Source organism: Kitasatospora atroaurantiaca, from assembly GCF_007828955.1.
Classification (GTDB): Bacteria; Actinomycetota; Actinomycetes; order Streptomycetales; family Streptomycetaceae; genus Kitasatospora; species Kitasatospora atroaurantiaca.
This window is the reverse complement of record NZ_VIVR01000001.1, coordinates 4,824,874-4,842,456: the sequence shown is the minus strand read 5'-3', so window position 1 is coordinate 4,842,456 and position 17,583 is coordinate 4,824,874. Positions and strand designations below refer to the sequence as shown.

At 71.5% G+C, this 17,583-nt stretch carries 16 protein-coding genes and 1 tRNA gene; 6 read left to right on the top strand and 11 right to left on the bottom strand.

The genetic code is table 11. The features are described from left to right. The first annotated feature begins 56 nt into the window (after nt 1-56). Nucleotides 57-470 carry a Fur family transcriptional regulator gene (locus FB465_RS22180; RefSeq protein WP_145793129.1) on the top strand — a complete coding sequence of 138 codons (414 nt, stop codon included), beginning with the start codon at nt 57-59 and terminating at the stop codon, nt 468-470. A 193-nt stretch (nt 471-663) separates the two neighbouring features. Here FB465_RS22180 and FB465_RS22175 read toward each other — a convergent pair whose 3' ends face one another. The 3 genes from FB465_RS22175 to FB465_RS22165 all read right to left on the bottom strand — a co-directional run bounded on the left by FB465_RS22175 (nt 664) and on the right by FB465_RS22165 (nt 6,029). Beyond that, nucleotides 664-2,577, bottom strand: coding sequence for a tetratricopeptide repeat protein (locus tag FB465_RS22175; protein WP_246192776.1), 1,914 nt, complete (start codon nt 2,575-2,577; stop codon nt 664-666). Between the two features lie 402 nt (nt 2,578-2,979). Then, nucleotides 2,980-3,053: transfer RNA gene (locus tag FB465_RS22170), tRNA-Met, on the bottom strand. Nucleotides 3,054-3,110: 57 nt separating this feature from the next. Continuing rightward, nucleotides 3,111-6,029, bottom strand: coding sequence for a UPF0182 family membrane protein (locus FB465_RS22165; protein ID WP_145793127.1), 2,919 nt, complete (start codon nt 6,027-6,029; stop codon nt 3,111-3,113). A gap of 186 nt (nt 6,030-6,215) precedes the next feature. Here FB465_RS22165 and FB465_RS22160 point away from each other — a divergent pair, with 186 nt between their 5' ends. Further along, entirely contained in the window at nt 6,216-6,752 is a 537-nt protein-coding gene (locus tag FB465_RS22160) for a PPA1309 family protein (protein WP_145797511.1), read from the top strand. 12 nt (nt 6,753-6,764) lie between these two features. On the opposite strand, the gene FB465_RS22155 is transcribed toward FB465_RS22160, so the two are convergent. The 4 genes from FB465_RS22155 to FB465_RS22140 all read right to left on the bottom strand — a co-directional run bounded on the left by FB465_RS22155 (nt 6,765) and on the right by FB465_RS22140 (nt 10,026). Next, nucleotides 6,765-7,847 carry a YlbL family protein gene (locus FB465_RS22155; protein WP_145793126.1) on the bottom strand — a complete coding sequence of 361 codons (1,083 nt, stop codon included), beginning with the start codon at nt 7,845-7,847 and terminating at the stop codon, nt 6,765-6,767. A gap of 163 nt (nt 7,848-8,010) precedes the next feature. Continuing rightward, entirely contained in the window at nt 8,011-8,196 is a 186-nt protein-coding gene (locus FB465_RS22150) for a hypothetical protein (RefSeq protein WP_145793124.1), read from the bottom strand. Nucleotides 8,197-8,346: 150 nt separating this feature from the next. Next, nucleotides 8,347-8,787 carry a molybdenum cofactor biosynthesis protein MoaE gene (locus tag FB465_RS22145; RefSeq protein ID WP_425461203.1) on the bottom strand — a complete coding sequence of 147 codons (441 nt, stop codon included), beginning with the start codon at nt 8,785-8,787 and terminating at the stop codon, nt 8,347-8,349. Nucleotides 8,788-8,877: 90 nt separating this feature from the next. Continuing rightward, nucleotides 8,878-10,026 carry an NAD-dependent epimerase/dehydratase family protein gene (locus tag FB465_RS22140; RefSeq protein WP_425461202.1) on the bottom strand — a complete coding sequence of 383 codons (1,149 nt, stop codon included), beginning with the start codon at nt 10,024-10,026 and terminating at the stop codon, nt 8,878-8,880. 190 nt (nt 10,027-10,216) lie between these two features. Between FB465_RS22140 and FB465_RS22135 the strand changes: the two genes are divergently transcribed. Continuing rightward, nucleotides 10,217-11,722, top strand: a complete 1,506-nt coding sequence (locus tag FB465_RS22135; protein WP_145793119.1) for a zinc-dependent metalloprotease — start codon at nt 10,217-10,219, stop codon at nt 11,720-11,722. Continuing rightward, nucleotides 11,719-12,288 (top strand): NUDIX hydrolase, encoded by a 570-nt coding sequence (locus tag FB465_RS22130; RefSeq protein ID WP_145793117.1) that lies wholly within the window; start codon nt 11,719-11,721, stop codon nt 12,286-12,288. Before FB465_RS22135 ends, FB465_RS22130 begins: the two co-directional genes overlap by 4 nt. An 86-nt stretch (nt 12,289-12,374) precedes the next feature. Here FB465_RS22130 and FB465_RS22125 read toward each other — a convergent pair whose 3' ends face one another. Beyond that, a complete protein-coding gene (locus FB465_RS22125; RefSeq protein WP_145793115.1) occupies nt 12,375-13,058 on the bottom strand; it encodes a M48 metallopeptidase family protein in 684 nt (227 codons plus the stop codon). Nucleotides 13,059-13,301: 243 nt separating this feature from the next. Here FB465_RS22125 and FB465_RS22120 point away from each other — a divergent pair, with 243 nt between their 5' ends. Beyond that, nucleotides 13,302-14,426 (top strand): ThiF family adenylyltransferase, encoded by a 1,125-nt coding sequence (locus tag FB465_RS22120; RefSeq protein WP_145793113.1) that lies wholly within the window; start codon nt 13,302-13,304, stop codon nt 14,424-14,426. Between the two features lie 170 nt (nt 14,427-14,596). Then, complete coding sequence (locus tag FB465_RS22115) at nt 14,597-15,946, top strand: ABC1 kinase family protein (RefSeq protein WP_145793112.1); 1,350 nt, start codon at nt 14,597-14,599, stop codon at nt 15,944-15,946. Between the two features lie 117 nt (nt 15,947-16,063). Here FB465_RS22115 and FB465_RS37970 read toward each other — a convergent pair whose 3' ends face one another. The 3 genes from FB465_RS37970 to FB465_RS22100 all read right to left on the bottom strand — a co-directional run bounded on the left by FB465_RS37970 (nt 16,064) and on the right by FB465_RS22100 (nt 17,454). Beyond that, nucleotides 16,064-16,309 carry a hypothetical protein gene (locus FB465_RS37970; RefSeq protein WP_145797510.1) on the bottom strand — a complete coding sequence of 82 codons (246 nt, stop codon included), beginning with the start codon at nt 16,307-16,309 and terminating at the stop codon, nt 16,064-16,066. A 149-nt stretch (nt 16,310-16,458) separates the two neighbouring features. Beyond that, a complete protein-coding gene (locus FB465_RS22105; RefSeq protein WP_281292353.1) occupies nt 16,459-16,824 on the bottom strand; it encodes a WhiB family transcriptional regulator in 366 nt (121 codons plus the stop codon). A 165-nt stretch (nt 16,825-16,989) separates the two neighbouring features. Continuing rightward, nucleotides 16,990-17,454 (bottom strand): hypothetical protein, encoded by a 465-nt coding sequence (locus tag FB465_RS22100; protein WP_145793108.1) that lies wholly within the window; start codon nt 17,452-17,454, stop codon nt 16,990-16,992. Between the last annotated feature and the right edge of the window lie 129 nt (nt 17,455-17,583).

Sequence of the window (17,583 nt, the reverse complement as noted above, 5' to 3'; positions counted from 1 at the left end):
GACTTTGTCTAAGTCAATACTGGAACCAACTCAAGAACGTGCTCTACCCTGTTGCCATGAGTGACCTGCTGGAACGACTTCGCGGACGTGGGTGGCGCCTGACCTCGCAGCGGCGCGTCGTGGCCGAGGTCCTTGATGGTGATCATGTACACCTCACGGCGGACGAGGTGCACGCCCGCGCGGTCCAGCGGCTGCCCGAGATCAGCCGGGCGACGGTCTACAACACGCTGGGCGAGCTGGTGACGCTCGGCGAGGTGCTGGAGGTCTCCACGGACGGCCGCGCCAAGCGGTACGACCCCAACGCGCACCACGCCCACCAGCACCTGGTCTGCTCCGGCTGCGGCGCGATCCGCGACGTCCACCCCGAGGGCGACCCCATCGCCGCCCTCCCCGCCGGCGAACGCTTCGGCTTCGCCATCTCCGGCGCCGAGGTCACCTACCGCGGCCTCTGCCCCGACTGCCGGGCCTGACCTCCGCAGGCTTCTGCAGGACGGGTGAACAGACAGGGGCGCGGGGAACTGCGCGAGGCGGAAGGTGCGGCGCCGTCACTCCCGATCTCGCGCAGTTCCCCGCGCCCCCAGTGGTTGCCCCTTCGCACTGAGCGGTGGTGCGGCGCCGTCACTCCCGGTTTCGCGCAGTTCCCCGCGCCCCTGGCGGTCAGCCCTAAGCGCTGAGTTCGGAGTGCAGCGCACCCAGCAGCCGCGCAGCCCGCTCCGCCACCTCCGCCGGACCGTAGTCGGCCGCGCGACGGCACCAGTTCTCCGCCTGCACCGGCTCACCCCGCCGCAACGCCAGCAGCGCGAGCCGCAGCGCCGCCCGCCCATGCCCCGCATCCGCCGCCCGCGTGTACCAGAGCATCGCCTCGGTCTCGCTGTCCTGCCGGGCCAGCAGCAGCCCCAGGTTGAACGCCGCGCTACGGCTCCCGGCCTCCGCCGCCCGGCGGTACCAGCTCTCCGCGATCTGCAGCGCCCCACGCTCGGCCGCCCGGACCCCCATCCGCACCTGGGCACGCCGGTGATCCGCGTCGGCCGCCACCGCGTACCAGTGCTCGGCCTCCGCGTCCGCGTCGCCCCTGCGGTCCAGCAGCGAGGCCAGCCGGAAGGCGCCCTCCGCCGAGCCGCCGGCCGCCGCCTGACGGTAGCGGTCCAGCGCGGCCGCCAGCTGCCCGCGCTGCTCCTGCGCGACGGCGAGCTGGAGTGCGGCCTCGCCATGGCCCTCGGCCGCAGCGCGCGCGTACCACTCGTGCGCCTGCTGCTGCTCGCCGCGCCCGGCGTGCAGGACGCCCAGGTTGAAGGCACCGTCCACGCTGCCGGCCTCGGCGGCCTTGGAGAACCACGGCTCGGCCCCGGACTCGTCGCCGCGCTGCAGCAGCACCACGGCCAGCGCGTTGCAGGCCTCCCGGTGCCCGGCGTACGCGGCCCGGCGGTACCACTGCTCGGCCTGGGCCTCCCGGCCCGCGCCGGCGCAGAGCAGGCCGAGGTTGAAGGCACCGTTGTGGTCGCCCGCGTCCAGCGCGGCGCGGTACCAGTGCTCGGCCTCCGCGGCCTCGCCCCGGCTCGCGTGCAGCGCGCCGAGCGCGTTCGCGGCGTTGCCGTCGCCCGCCTCGGCGGCCTCCTGCCACCACTCGGCGGCGGCCGTCAGGTCACCCGCGTCGCGCAGCAGGAAGCCCAGGGCGCATGCTGCCCGGGCCTCGCCGTTCTGCGCGGCCTGCCGGTACCAGCGGGCCGCCTCGTCCGCGTCGCCGCGCTCCTCGAGGAGCACGCCGAGCCGCAGCCCCGCGCGGGCGTGACTGCGCGCGGCGGCGGTGCGGTACCAGGTCTCGGCGGTCTCCTTGTCCCCCGCCGCCTCCCGCATCCGGGCAAGGCGGTACGCGGCCTCGCGGTGGCCCGCGTCGGCCGAGACCTTGAACCAGCGCTCGGCCCGGACGTCCCGCCGATGCTCCATCAGATCGCCCAGTGCGTAAGCCCCGAGCGGGTGGCCGTGCTCGGCGGCGAAGTGCAGCCAGTACTCGGCGGCCTCCTCCTCGCCCTGGTCGCGCAGCTGCAGCCCGAGCGCGTGCGCGGCCGGCGCACTGCCCGCGACGGCGGCCTGGCGCCACCACTGGGCGGCCTCGGCCCGGTGGCCGCGCTGGTGCAGCAGCACACCGAGGTTGTTGGCGGCGGCCCGCAGACCGGCGCCGGCGGCACTGCGCAAATACGGTTCGGCATCCTCGAGGTCGCCGCGGCGCAGCAGCAGCGCACCGAGCTGGCTGGACGCGTTGGGGTCGCCCTCGTCGGCGGCCTGACGGTGGCGGGACTCCAGCGCGGCCTGCTCGCGGGCGGCCAGCGCGGTCTCGAAGCTGGCGCCGTCCCGCTCCGGCTCCACGGCGGTTCGGGCAGCGCTGTACGGGCCCACCGCCGCGGCGAACTGCTCCGCGGAGAGCCGGACCAGGCTGTCGGGCCCGTACCCGACGCTCGCCCGAGGGACCGTCAGGCCGCTGGTGCGCTGGGCCGGCAGGGCTCCCTGGGTCTCGTCGGGGCTCTGCGCCCATGCCTCGGTGTCGGCTTCGGTCTGTGCGTTCCTACCGATCAGCTTCATGCCGACTCCCGCTCCCCCAGAGTGCTGCGGCATCCCCCAGGGGCGTGTCGGATTCGACGGCCGTCTTCTCCCCGCGAGCCGTAGGGCGCGCCGGGGTCAACGGCCGTACAGCGTCCCCCATGTGTTCCATCGTCGCATCACCCGCAACCCGCGTACACCTGCCCCGCCCAATTTTGGCGGAGCGGGCCGAAGCCCGGCGAGATTGCTTCAGCGCTTTGTCGATTTCCCGACACTTGGGCCTCACAAACCCCGCCTGCCGCATGGAAGGGTGAGGCTGCCGGCGTCGGCGCCCTTGACGACGCTCGATCGTACCGGAGTCGACCGGCACAAGGCTGGCCAATACGTCAAGCCCCCGCAAACACCGAAGGCCCGGAGAAGAATCTCCGAGCCTTCGGTACAGAGTAGCGGGGACAGGATTTGAACCTGCGACCTCTGGGTTATGAGCCCAGCGAGCTACCGAGCTGCTCCACCCCGCGTCGTTGTGTCTCAACCATAACACGGGTTTGGGGCAGACCTGGAATCGGTTAACTCAGCTAGGGGGTCGCGGACGGCGAGGGCGAGGGCGAGGGAGTGCTCCCGCCCGTCCTCTGCTGGGCCGCCGCCGCCTGGTTCAGCGCGTCCTGCAGCGCCTTCTGCGCGGTGCCGTACGCCGTCCAGTCACCGTTCTTCAGCGCGTTCTGGCCGTCCGTGAAGGCCTTCTGCGCGTCCTGGAGCGCCTTCTGCAGCGCCTGGTCGGTGGTGCTCGGCGGGGTGGTGGGGGTGGGCGTCCCCGGCGTGGTCGGCGTGGTGGGCGCCGTCGGCGTGGTGGGCGCACCGCTGGTGGCGGCACCGAACACCTTCTTCAGCGCGTCCTCCAGGGTGTTCTCGAAGGCCACGTTGTCGTTGCCGTACACCGCGAGCACCTTCTGCAACACCGGGTACTTGGCGCCACGGCCGCGTACGTACACCGGCTCCACGTTGAGCAGGCCGCCGCCGACCGGCAGGGTCAGCAGGTTTCCGTACTCGACGTCGGAGTCCCCGCCGTTCTTCAGGATGTTGAGCTGGCGGGCGACTTCGGGGTCCGAGTTGAACTTGGACTGCGCCAGGCCCGGGCCGAGCGTGCCGGTGTCGCCCGGCACCTTGAGGATCCGGATCTTGCCGTACTCGGGACCGGGGTCGGCGCTGACCGCCATGAAGGCGGCCAGGTTGTCGCGCCGGCTGGGCACGAAGGAGGTGGTCAGCGAGAAGCTCGCCGAGGGCACGTCCGGCATCCGGACCGTCAGGTAGTACGGCGGCTGCACCGCACCCGTGTTGGTGGTCGGGTCGACCGGGACCTGCCAGATGTCGGTGCCGTTGAAGAAGGAGTTGGCGTCCGTCATGTGGTACTGGCCGAGCAGGTCGCGCTGCACCTTGAACATGTCCTGGGGGTACCGCAGGTGCGGCATCAGCGTGGCCGGGATGTCGCTCCGGCCCTTGACCGTGCCGGGGAAGGCCTTCATCCAGGTCTTCAGCACCGGGTCGGCGTCGTCCCACTGATAGAGCGTCACCTCGCCGGTGTACGCGTCCACGGTGGCCTTCACCGAGTTGCGGATGTAGTTGACCTTGTTGGCCGCCGTCAGCGTCCGGCCGCGCTGGTCGGTCAGCGAGTCCTTGGTCACGTCGCCCAGGGTGGTCTTGGACGAGAACGGGTAGCCGTCCGAGGTGGTGTAGCCGTCCAGCACCCAGACAAGCTTGCCGTCCTGCACCACCGGGTACGGGTCGGCGTCGATGGAGAGCCAGGGGGCGACCTTCTCGACCCGCTCCTTGGGCGTGCGGTCGTAGATCACCTTGGCGCCGTCGCTGATCGCGCCCGAGTAGAGCATCTGCGGCTCGGCGAACTTCACCGCGTACGCGGCCCGGGTGAACGGGTTGTTCAGCGAGACGCCGCTGCCGCCGGTGTACTGGTAGGTCTTGTCGCCGGAGTCGACGGTGTAGTCGATCTCCTTGTTGGAGCCGCCCACGATCGAGTAGGTCTTGGTGTTCTCGCCGTAGTAGATCCGCTGCTGGTACTCGCCCAGCGTGCCGGAGGCCGGCAGGCCGGACTCGGTGAAGACCGGCTGGCCCAGGTTGTTCACCTGGTTGCCCTTGGCGGAGACGGCGCCGTAGCCGTGGGTGTACTTGAAGTGGTCGTTGATCCAGTTCCGCTGCTGGACACCGTTCAGGTTCAGCTCACGCAGGCCGATCACGGTGTCCTGGGCGAGGACGCCGGTGCCGTACCGGTCGACGTCCAGGGTCTGCGGGAAGGCGTAGTACGAGCGCTGCTGCTCGATCTGCTGGAAGGTCGGCGAGACCACGTTCGGGTCCAGCAGCCGGATGTCCGCGATGGTCTGGGCGTCCGGCTTGAGCGCGTCCTGGGTGGTCGAGCCCTTCGGCGTGTACTGCTGGGTCTGGCTGTCCGCGATGCCGTACGCCTGCCTGGTCGCGTCGATGTTCTTCTGGATGTACGGCGTCTCCTTGGCCTGCTCGTTCGGCTTGACCTGGAACTGCTGCACGATCGCCGGGTACACCCCGCCGATCAGCACCGCCGAGAGCGCCATCAGACCGAAGCCGATCAGCGCCGGGGCCCAGGTGCGGCGCACCGGGGTCAGGAAGAACAGCACCGCGCAGATGATCGCGACGAAGAACAGGATGGTCTTGGCGGGCAGGAAGGCGTTGGCGTCCACGTAGCGCAGGCCCGTCCAGCCGTCCACCCCCTTGTACGAGCCGGACTTCACCGCCAGCGCGTACCGGTCCAGCCAGTACGCCAGGGCCTTGAGCAGCACGAACACCCCGAGCAGCACCGCCAGGTGGCCCTGCGCACCGGCACTGGCCCGGCGACCGGGGCCCTGCAGGCGCAGGCCGCCGTACAGGTAGTGCACCAGCACCGAGACCAGCAGCGAGACGATCACCGCGCTGAACGCGAAGCCCAGCAGGAACTCGTACCAGGGCAGTTCGAAGGCGTAGAACGAGACGTCCAGGTGGAACTGACTGTCCTTCACCCCGAACGAGGTCTCGTTGGTCCAGAGCATCCAGGTCCGCCACTGGCCCGACGCCGCGGCCCCGGCGACCAGGCCGATCAGCAGCGAGACGCCGGCCAGCAGCCACTTCTTGTACGGGGCGACGCCCATGCGGTAGCGGTCCAGGCTCTGCTGCTCGACCGACATCGCGGAGAGCGGAGGGCGCAGCCGGTAGGCGAGCCAGATGTTGGCACCGACGATCACGGCCATCAGCAGGCCGAAGACGCCGAACAGCCCGGCCTTCGTCCAGAGCTGGGAGCTGAACACGGAGGAGTAGCGGACCGACTTGAACCAGAGCCAGTCCGTCCACAGCCCGGCGAACATGACGAACAGCAGGAACAGCACCGCGAGTACACCGGCGGTCAGCAGGAGCACTCGCGTGCGGCGGGAGGGCGGGCCGACTCTGGCACGGAAGCCCGGTCCTGGTCGGTCCGGCATCTGGAATACCAAGGTGGCACCTCTGCTGTGTCGTGTTGTTGTCGGGGCAGTCCTCAGTGCAACTTAATCGGTGTTTACCTGAGTTCCCATGGTTTGCAGCTATCTCTGACGTGACCCTGCACCGCTGCGCGGCCACGCCGGTTCGGGCCCTCGGGCGGTACGTGTGAGGATTGGGGCATGTCCGATGTGCCTAACACCCCGCCGGCCGCCACCCCGCTGACCCGGGCCGCGCTGGAGATCGACGAGTACGCCTCCACCCTCGGGTGGGACCTCCCGGCCCGACTGTTCGCCCTGGTCGACAGCGCCAAGCTGCGCAAGACCGACCCCGCGGTGGCCAAGAAGCTGGGCCTGACCGACGACGACGAGCCCGGCCTCACCCCGATCGAGCAGGACGAACTGCCCGCCGGGATGGAGCTGGACAAGTTCCTCGGCACCATCGCCTGGCCGGACATGGTGGCCGGCTGCGCCCTGGTGGTCGAGCGCCTGATGCTCCCGCCGGGCGCCGAGCAGACCCGCCCGAAGAACGCCACCGAGGCCCAGCTCGCGGAGTGGGTGGCCAACCACCCGGCCCGCGAGGAGGTGCGGATCACCGCCGCCGTCCTGCGCGACGGCCGGAAGGAGACGGCCCTGCGCCTGCGCTCCAAGGACGTCGCCCGCGAGGTGCTCACCGGCCCCGACCTGGTGCCCGGTCTCACCGACGCGCTGCTGGCGACCTTCGCCTGAGCCCTACCTGGCTTATGTGGTGCTGCAGGACGGCAGCGCTGCGGTCTGACCGGCCCTGACCTGGTCGAGGGCCTTCAGCGCGCCGTCCAGCGTGTCCACCTTGATCAGACGCAGCCCGCCCGGGGTGCTCTTCGCGGCCTCGGTGCAGTTCTCGGCCGGGGTGAAGAAGTACTCGGCACCCTTGTCGCGGGCCGCGATCAGCTTCATCGCTATGCCGCCGATCGGACCGACCTTGCCGTCGTCGCTGATCGTGCCGGTGCCGGCCACGAACTTGCCGCCGGTGAGCTCCCCTGGCGTCAGCTTGTCGACGATGCCGAGCGAGAACATCAGGCCCGCGCTCGGACCGCCGACGTCCTGCAGACCGATGTCGATCTTGAACGGATAGGTGTGGGTGGCCCCCGGGCCGATACCGACGATCGCCCGGTCGGAGCTCTCCGCCTTGGCCGTGGTGATCGGGACCTGGACCTGGTCCGCCGCGTTCGGGGTCGCGCTGTCCTTGCCGTGCGGGACGACGGTGAAGACCACCGTCTCGCCGGGCTTGTGCTTGGTCACCAGCTGGGCCACCTGGGCCTGGGAGGTGACCTTGGTGCCGTCGACTGCGACGATCTGGTCGCCCGCGTGCAGCTTGCCCTCGGACGGACCGCCGGCCACCACCGAGGAGACGATGATCTCGGTGCCGACCGGGATGCCCAGCTGGGTCAGGGCCGCGGTCTTGGCGCTGTCCTCGGAGGAGGCGAACTCCTCGGCGTTCTGCTGCTGGGCCTCCTGGTCGGTCTGGCCCTCGGGGTACACGTTGTCGTGCGGCACCACCAGCACGTCGCCGCGCAGCCAGCCGATCACCGCCGAGACCAGGCTGGGCTCGTACTTCGCACCGGTCACCTGCACGGTGGTCATGTTGAGATGCCCGCTGGTCGGATAGGTCTCGTGCCCGGTGATGCTGATCACCGGCTGGTCACTGTCCGCCTGCATCCCGAGCGTGTTGTACGTCGGGCCCGGGCTCATCTCGGTGTACGGCACCTTCATCAGCACGGAGACGCACAGCAGTGCTATGAGCAGCAGGGTGGCGGCGAGCATCGTCGCTGAGCGGCGTGGCATGGCTCGACAGTACGGGACGAGGGCTACCCGGCGCTGCCCGGGCTCCCCGCCCCGAGCCGAAGGGCGCGCCGACGCCGAAAGCGACGAGCGACAAGCGACGAAGGAGCGCCGGAGCGAGAAGCGCCGGCGGCGGGTTCAGAGCGCCCGGAGGCGAGCGGGTGAGTCACCGCCTGGTGGGTTCGGTCGATGCGCCGGCGGTGCTGCGCTCCATGGCGGCGCGGAAGCGCTGGTGCTCGGCCAGCGAGGCCGGGTCACCGGTCGCCCTCGGCGTACGGGCGGCCCAGCCGGCCCAGACCATGGCGAGGACCGCGGCGATGACGGGGATGATCAACCAGGCGAGCGCAGCCATATCCGTACTCCCAGCTCGTCGTGTCTATGAGCAGATTAACCACCCGGGCTGACAACGGTCACAGCGCCATACGGGTTACGGTGCGCAGACCCCGCTCACCGCTTGGGAGTATTCGTCAGATCGGCGCGCGACCGAACGAGTGACGGGGGCTCAGCAGGAGCCGGCGCCGACCCACTCCTCCTCGCCGTCGGTGAAGACCTGGTGCTTCCAGATCGGCACCTCGTGCTTGAGGTCGTCGATGAGCCGGCGGGCGGCCGCGAAGGCCTCGCCGCGGTGGGCACAGGAGACCGCGACGATCACGGCCTTGTCGGTGATTTCCAGTCGGCCGATGCGGTGCACGGCCGCCAGCGCGCGGACCGGGAAGTCGGCGCAGATCTTCTCGGCGATCCGGCGCATCTCCTGCTCGGCCGTCGGGTGGCAGCTGTACTCGAGGGCGGACACCGACTTGCCGCCGTCGTGGTCACGCACCGTCCCCACGAAGACGGTGGTGCCGCCGGCCGCGTCGTCGCCGACCGCCTCGTAGACCTCGTCCAGCGAGAGCGGGGTCTCGCGGATGGCGAGGAGGCGGATGGGGTCGTGGTTCTCGGACATGGTCACCATGATTCCTCATCCTGGGTGGTTCGGAGCAAGAGGCTTCCGCATCACGATTTCACAATTCCGCGATGCGAGAAGCGGCGGAGCTCAGATCCGCCGCCGCTTGCGGGCCCGGCGGACCAGTGCCGCCGTACCGACCAGCGCCACCGTCGCACCGGCCGCGCCGAGGCTGGTGGCAGCCTCCTTGCCGCCGAGCCGGCGCCCGGCCACCGCGTGCTTGCCGGAGACCTGGGCCAGCAGCTCACCGAGCACCTGTTCATTGGTGAAGCCGGGCCGCCAGCCCGCCTCGTGCAGCCGGCTGCCGGAGACCACCCACGGGTACATGGTGTACGCCAGGTCACCCGCCGGGGCCGGGGTCAGCCCGAGCCGGTGCAGCCTGGCCGCGGTGCCCAGTGCCAGGGCGGCGGGCAGCTCCATCCGGCGGATACCGGAGAGCTCCTCGACGTCCTCCTGCTCCAGCCAGCCGTCGCAGCCGACCGTCACCTCGCCCTCGACCAGGCCGAGCACGGCGTACTCGAGCGCGGTCGCCAGATCGTCCACGTGGCAGAACTGCCAGCACGGGCGCGAGCCCGCCACCACCAGCAGCCTCGGAGCCTCGAAGTGCCTGGTCAGCACGGTGTCGACACCGGGGCCGACGACCACCGCCGGCCGCAGCACCGTCACCTGCAGGCCCGGGTGGGCCCGCGGCGCGCGACGGGCCAGCCGCTCGATCTCCAGCAGATCGCCGACCAGCGAGGCCTCTTCGGTTGCGCGGAGCTCCGAGTCCTCGGCGAGCGGCACCTCGTTGTCCGCCAGCGCGCCGTAGACCATCGCGGAGGTGCAGAGCACGACGCGGTTCACCCCGGCCGCCGCGGCGGCGGTCAGGACGGTCTGCGCGCCCCGCACGTTGTACGCGCTCCGGGCTCGCGGGTCGGACTCCATTCCGAGGTCCATCGCCAGGTGGACCACTACGTCGACCCCGGCGAGGCGCTCGGCCACGGCCGGGTCGCGTACGTCCAGGACCCGCCAGTGGACGCCGGGCACGTCGCCGCGCCGGTCGTCGAGGGCCAGCACCTTGCGTACTCCCGGTGAGGCCACCAGGCGGGCGGCGACCCGCTCACCGAGCACACCGGCGGCGCCGGTGACGGCCACGGTCAACGGCTTGCCGCCGTAGGCTGGAGACGGCGAACCCCCGACGGCAGGAGCGTCCTCACCTCCGGTCAGCCCAGAGCGAACGTCCGAAGGCGGGGAACTCACCGGCCATCCTCCACGGTTAGCTTATGTGCGTACGTACGAGTGTCACGTACCGACCATCCTGCCCGAGGCTTGGGCCCGGCGGTGCACCCGGCACGGGCCGGGTCGCCCGACCTTTGCTCCGCCCACCGCCCCGGGCCTGCACACTTTCCCGCCACACCACCGCGTGACGGCCGACCAGATCGAGGACCCCGTGAGCGACCTCCCCTTCGGATTCGGCGTTCCGCCCGAGGAGCCCGAGGACGGCAAGGCCAAGCGCGACAAGACCCCCGAGGACAAGAACGACGCGGACAAGCCGGGGTCCTCGGATTCCGGTGCCACCCCGCCGCAGCAGCCGTTCGGCTTCGGCGGCGGCAACCCGCTCGGCGCGTTGTTCGGGATGGGCGGTGCCGGCGGCGCGTCCGGTGACAACCCCTTCGGCGCGATGCTGGGCGGGCTCAACCCCAACGACCTGGGCGCCGCCTTCCAGCAGCTCGGCCAGATGCTCTCCTTCGACGGCGGCCCGGTGAACTGGGAGCTGGCCAGGGACATCGCCCGGCAGACGGTCGTCGCCGAGCAGCCCGAGGGCAAGAGCAAGGACCGCTCGGTGAGTGCCGGCGAGCGCTCGGCGGTCGCCGAGGCCGTGCGGCTGGCGGACCTGTGGCTGGACTCCTCCACCGAGTTCCCGTCCGGGGCCGGTACGGCCGTGGCGTGGAGCCGGGCCGAGTGGATCGAGGCCACCCTGCCGGTCTGGAAGGACCTGGTGGACCCGGTCGCCGAGCGGGTCGGCAACGCCATGGGCGGCGTGCTGCCCGAGGAGATGCAGGCCATGGCCGGCCCGCTGATGGGCGTGATGCGGTCCATGGGCGGCGCGATGTTCGGCACCCAGATCGGTCAGGCGCTGGGCGCGCTGGCCGCCGAGGTGGTCGGCTCGACCGATGTCGGCCTGCCGCTCGCCCCGGCCGGCAAGGCCGCGCTGCTCCCCCAGAACGTCGCCGAGTTCGGCGAGGGCCTGAGCGTCCCGGCCGACGAGGTCCGCCTCTACCTGGCGCTGCGCGAGGCCGCCCACCAGCGGCTGTTCGCCCATGTGCCGTGGCTGCGGGCGCACCTGTTCGGCGCCGTCGAGGCGTACGCGCGCGGCATCAAGGTCGACACCACGCGCATGGAGGAGCTGGTCGGCCAGCTCGACCCGAGCAACCCCGAGGCCCTGCAGGAGGCGCTGGCCGGCGGCCTGCTGCAGCCCGAGGACACCCCCGAGCAGAAGGCCGCGCTGGCCCGCCTGGAGACCGCCCTCGCGCTCGTCGAGGGCTGGGTGGACGCGGTCGTGCACGCCGCCGCCGAGCCGCACCTGCCGCAGGCCGCCGCACTGCGCGAGACCGTCCGCCGCCGCCGTGCGGCCGGCGGCCCCGCCGAGCAGACCTTCGCCACGCTGGTCGGACTGGAGCTCCGCCCGCGCCGGCTCCGGGACGCCTCGCGGCTGTGGGCCTCGCTGGCCGACGCGCGCGGCATCGAGGGCCGGGACGCGCTCTGGCAGCACCCCGACATGCTGCCGACGGCGGCCGACCTGGACGACCCGGACGGCTTCGTGCACCGCGAGGCGGGCGAGGGCGCCGAAGGCGGCATCGACTTCGACGCCCTGGACAAGCTCCTGGGCGAAGCCGCCGCAGGAGAGAGCAAGGGCAAGGGCGAGGACGAGGGCAACGGGGAGCCGAAGAAGTGACCACCGGGCTCCACTCCGACGCCGTACGGGCTCTCCGCGACTGGTCCGTGGCCGACGCCGACCAGGAACAGCTGCGGCTCGACTACCTCGGCCACCTCGCCGAGCGCCCGGACGGCCTCTGGCGGGCCTGCCTGCCCGCGCACATCACGGCCAGCGCGGTCGTGGTGGACCCGTCGGCCGGGCGGGTACTGCTGACACTGCACCCCAAGGTCGGGATCTGGCTGCAGATGGGCGGCCACTGCGAGCCCGGTGACCGGACGCTGGCCTCCGCCGCACTGCGCGAGGCCACCGAGGAGTCCGGCATCCAGGGCCTGGAGCTGCTGGCCGTCGACGGCGTACCCGCACCGGTCAAGCTCGACCGGCACCTGGTGCGCTGCGCGGGCAAGGACCAGCCGGAGAACACCCATCTCGACGTCCAGTACGTCGCGCTGGCGCCGGCCGGTGCGGAGGAGCAGATCAGCGAGGAGTCGCTGGACCTCCGCTGGTTCGACTTCGACAAGCTGCCCGAGCTGACGGACGTCTCGGTCCGCGAGCTGGTCGCGATCGCCCGGAAGCTCACGAGCTGAGCGCAACCACCTCAGGGGCGCGGGGAACTGTCCACCTTCGTAGAGGGCTGGTCGCGCGGTTCCCCGCGCCCCTGCTGCGGTTTCCGTCAGCCGCAATCGGGCTGTTCGCCCCGGGCACCCGGGATGTGCGGCAGGCGGGCTGCGGCGGCCACCCCTTCCAGGTAGCCGCGGGCCCGCTCGGTGCGCGGGTACGCCTCCAGCAGGGCCCAGAAGCGGGGGCCGTGATCGGGCACCAGCAGGTGCGCCAGCTCGTGCAGCAGCACGTAGTCGACCACGTACTCGGGCATGCCCTGGAGACGGTGGGAGAGCCTGATGGTGCGCTCGCTCGGGGTGCAGGAGCCCCAGCGGGAGTTCTGGTTGGTCACCCAGCGGACCTGGCCGGGCTCGGCCCGGCCGGACAGGTAGGCGGCGGACAGCTCGCGGGCCCGGGCGGCTAGGGCGTCGTCACCGAGTACGCGGCGGCTCTCCTGAGCGGCCAGCTTGTCCAGCATCTGGGCCACCCAGCGCTGCTCCTCGGCGTGCGACATCCGCGCCGGGATCAGCACGACGGTGCGGTCACCCTCGCGGTACGCCGAGACCGTACGGCTGCGGCGGGCGCTGCGGCGGACCTCGACCGTGGAGCGGTCCAGCACCGGCTCGGGCTGCCCGCCGGTCTGCGGGTCAGGTGGACCGGAGAGCGCACGCGTGCTGGGCGTCGCGACTCCCGGCCCGGAGGCTGCACGGGCACGCCGACGCGACGCCGAAGGATGGGAGTCCCGTTCGGCTGCCATGTCACACGACGTTACCCGGTACCACTGACAGAAGTCCGCTGCCGTGGCCGAAATCTTTCCTGGAGCGATCGCGAACGAAAGGTGAGGGCGGTGTGATCTTCCCGGGTTATCCACAGGCTGTGCGGACTGATCGTCCGATCATGCGCACGGGGCTGTGGACAACCGAACCGGCCGAGTGGACGGGATCGGGCATCCTTCCGTCACCTGCTCTGCCTGCCATGCCTGCTCCGCCGGAGGACTGCCATGCGCCCCATGCTCAAGCCCGCGCTCTCCCGTGCCTGGCGGGACCGCGCCACCCTGCAGTTCGGCACCGTCCGCAAGCACGCCCGCGTCGTGGACGAGGTGAACCAGGCCGTCGCGGCGTTCCTGGAGCTGCTGGACGGCACCAGGGAGCGGGCCGCGCTGCTCGACGCCGGCGAGCGGCTCGGGCTCGGCACCGAGCTCGCCGAGCAGCTGCTCGGCTCGCTGGAGCAGGGCGGCCTGCTGGACGACGCCGAGGCCGTCCAGCAGGCGCTCGGCGGCTACTCCCGGCCACAGCAGGAGCTGCTCGGCCCTGACATGGCGTCACTCTCCCTGGTGCACCCGGCGCCGGGCGAGGCACCGGCGGTGCTCCAGAGCCGGGCGAGGGCCCGGGTGGAGGTGCGCGGCGCGGGGCGGGTGGGAACGGCGATCGGCGCGGTGCTCGCGGCCGGCGGCATCGGCACGGTGAGCCTGGTCGACTGCGGCCGGGTGGCCGCGCGGGACTGCTCGCCGGCCGGATACCCGCCGACGGACGTCGGCCGCCTGCGGACCACCGCCGCCCGGGAGGCGGTGCACCGGGCCGCCGGTGCGGCCGCGGGCGAGCGGCACCGGCGTACTCCCGCCGGCGGCCCGCCGCCCACGCTGGTGGTGCTGGCGCCGCGGGACGGCAGCGGCGCCTTCACCGGAGCCGCCGCGGAGGCACAGCAGCTGATGCGGGCCGGTGTGCCGCATCTCTACGTCGGAGTCCTGGAGCACCTCGGCATCGTCGGGCCGCTGGTCCTGCCGGGGGCCTCGGCCTGCGGCAGCTGCGCGACGCTGACCCGGCGGGACGAGGACGAGGCCTGGCCGAAACTGCTGGCCCAGCTCGCGGACGAGGGCCCCGGCAGGCCCCGCACCCCGGCCTGCGACAGCGCGCTCGCCACGGCGGTGGCCGGGCTGGCAGCCCTGCACGTGGACCTGTACCTGGACGGCGGCCGGCCGCCGAGCGTCGACGGCTGGTGCGAACTGTCCGCCGCGGACGGCATGGCCCGCCGCCTCCGGCTGCAGAGCCACCCGGAGTGCGGCTGCCTCTGGCAGTCCGTACCGCAGCCACGGCCGGCTGCCAGGGAGCCGATGCGCCTGTCGTGACGTGCGCCCCCGGCTCCCCGGACACGCCCCGGTTCACCCGGCCCGACGGGTGCCGGTGGCCAGTGCGGAGTATGCGGGGGAGGAGCAGGGACGACCGGGCACAATGGCCCTAGTGACCACCGTCCTCCGGTCTTCCGTGGCCGGCCGGGACATCTGACTGGGAGGCCTGGGTGAGCGATCTACCGCGCAAGGCAGTGACCCGTACCGCTCGGCTCGCCGCCCTGCCGCTCGGGATAGCCGGACGCGCAACACTGGGCCTCGGCAAGCGGATCGGCGGACGTTCGGCGGAGGTGGTCACCGCCGAACTCCAGCAAGCCACGGCTGATCAGCTCTTCAAGGTCCTGGGGGAGTTGAAGGGCGGTGCCATGAAGTTCGGGCAGGTGCTGTCCGTCTTCGAGGCCGCCCTCCCCGAGGAGGTCGCCGGGCCGTACCGGGCCGCCCTGACGAAGCTTCAGGATGCCGCTCCCCCGATGCCCGCCGCCAAGGTCCACACCGCACTGGCCGAGCGGCTCGGCAAGGACTGGCGCAAGAAGTTCAAGAGCTTCGACGACCGCCCGGCCGCGGCCGCCTCGATCGGCCAGGTGCACCGGGCCGTCTGGCACGACGGGCGCGAGGTCGCGGTCAAGGTGCAGTACCCGGGAGCCGGTGACGCACTGCTCTCCGACCTCGCCCAGCTCAGCCGGGTGGCCTGGCTGGTCGGCCCGCTCATCCCCGGGCTCGACATCAAGCCGCTCATCTCGGAACTGCGCGAGCGGGTCGCCGAGGAGCTCGACTACGAGTTGGAGGCTCAGGCCCAGCGCCGGCATGCCCAGGAGTTCGCCGACGACCCCGACATCACCGTGCCCGACGTGGTCGCCCAGGCCGACCAGGTCCTGGTCACCGAGTGGCTGGACGGTACCCCGATGGCCGAGGTGATCACCAACGGCACGCAGGAGGAGCGGGACCGCGCCGGGCAGTTGCTCGCCCGCTTCCTGTTCGCCGGGCCGTCGCGTACCGGGCTGCTGCACGCCGACCCGCACCCGGGGAACTTCCGGCTGATCAAGGACGACGGGCCGGCCTCGGGTTGGCGGCTCGGCGTGCTCGACTTCGGTACCGTCGACCGGCTGCCCGAGGGCCTGCCCGCCCCGATCGGGGACTCGCTGCGAATGGCCCTGGCCGGGGACGCGGCCGGGGTCCTGGACATGCTCCGCGAGGAGGGCTTCGTCAAGCCCTCGATCCAGCTGGACCCGGACGCCGTACTCGACTACCTGCTGCCGATCATCGAGCCCGCCACGGTGGAGACCTTCCACTTCACCCGGGCCTGGATGCGGGCCCAGGCGGCGCGGATCGCCGACCCTCGCTCACCGGCCTACAACCTCGGCAAGCAGCTCAACCTCCCGCCGGCCTACCTCCTGATCCACCGCGTGACGCTGAGCACCATCGGCGTGCTCTGTCAGCTGAGCGCGAAGGCGCCGTTCCGGGCCGAGATGCTGGAGTGGCTCCCGGGCTTCGCCGAGGAGGCCGAGCGGGTGGAGAGCTGACGTCGGGTCACCTGACGCAACGGCAGCAGACACACGGATACGCCGATGGCCGCTCACCCCTTGCTGAAAGGGGGAGCGGCCATCGCCGTCACGGGGGTGGGTACTGCGGCCTCGCCCTTACATCAGGGCGACGGCGAGCGCCTTACGGGCCCTCAGCGAAGCGCGCTCGGCACGGCGCTTCAGCTTCGCGGCCCGGGCGACGCGGACGCCCATTCGTTCGTGTTCAGCCTCTTGGAGGCGTTCTTGCATATGGGCACGGGCCAGGGATTCATGGAGGAGATGCATCTCGCGAGTCCTGTTCTGGATCTGAAGTTCGGTGGTCTGCTCGGGGCGGACGGACGGATCGATGGCGGCGGCGGTCATGTGGTGGTCCTGCTCGTGGTGCGTGCTCGGGAACGGACGGGAGTGGGCTGCATCCGCCTTGGCGGCGGCGATGCGTACCGAGTGGCGCAGTGCGCTGTCCAGCGGGGGCTGCTCTCCCCGACGGACGGCAGCTGCGCGCAGCGCGGGGTTCACGCTGCGACCTCGGTCTTGCGCGGACGGCCCCGGGGCCGCTTGCGGGCAACGACGACACCCTGGACGAAGAGCTCCCCGCCCCAGACGCCCCACGGCTCACGCCGCTCGAGCGCACCGGCCAGGCAGGCCTCCTTCACCGGGCAGGTGCCGCAGAGCGACTTCGCGTACTCCACGTCCGCCGGGGTCTCGGCGAAGAAGACCTCCGGGTCGAAGGCACGACACGGGATGGGGAGACCGAGCGCCTCGGCGTCGTCGATCGCGGTGAGCTGCATGAGGGATACCTCCGGAGGGTCGGCCTGGTCGGCCTTGGTGAGCGTGTCTGTCGGTACGGACGGAAGTGGCGGTGTGATGACCGTTGACACTTGGTGTTCCTCGTCTTCTTCTCTGTGGTTCCGGTCCAGCCGGCTGGTGGGGCTGGACCGGAGGCCCCGAGGGGCCAGGGTGGTCTGACGTACCGGACAAAACAGAAGGGCCGCGGATCCCGTGTACGGGTTCCGCGGCCCTGGAGGCGCCGACCTGAGGCTGACTCAGGTTCGTTCTCTCCAGGGTTCAGGCCCGCGGAAGGCCCGCATCCGGACGGCCATGGCGCCGATGAAGGCGGCCTTGGCCTGGTTGATCAGCTGCTGGTTCTGCTTCTGGGGTTCTCCGGCACCGATGACCTGCGCATAGTCGCCATGCTTGGCGGCCGCTACTGCTGCCTTCGGTGCCTCGATCGGTCGCTCGCTGCGCAGCTCACGCCCGCCGCCGAACGTCGCCCAGTCACGGGACAGACCCGTCTCGACGGACGTGGCACCAGTGTTGCCAAGACCACTGACAACAACGGAGACACCGGTGGCGTCGAGACCCCGACCGTTATCGGCAAGCACGACCACGCCGCGCAGGAGCGAGGCAGCGGACGAGCAGCCGGTGGTGCCGAACAGCGAGAGAGCGCCGGAGGGCATGGCGATAACGGTCTGGCCAGTCATTTTGGTGATCATCTTCGTGGTTTCCACTGTCTTCGCCTCCTCTCGGCGTCTCGCGGTGCCCAGTCCCCCGGGCCCCGATGTTCGGATGTTGGTCGGTCAAGCAGGGTGAAGCAGGTGATGCTGTTCAAACGCATGGGGAAGCTGTTGCAGGAGTGA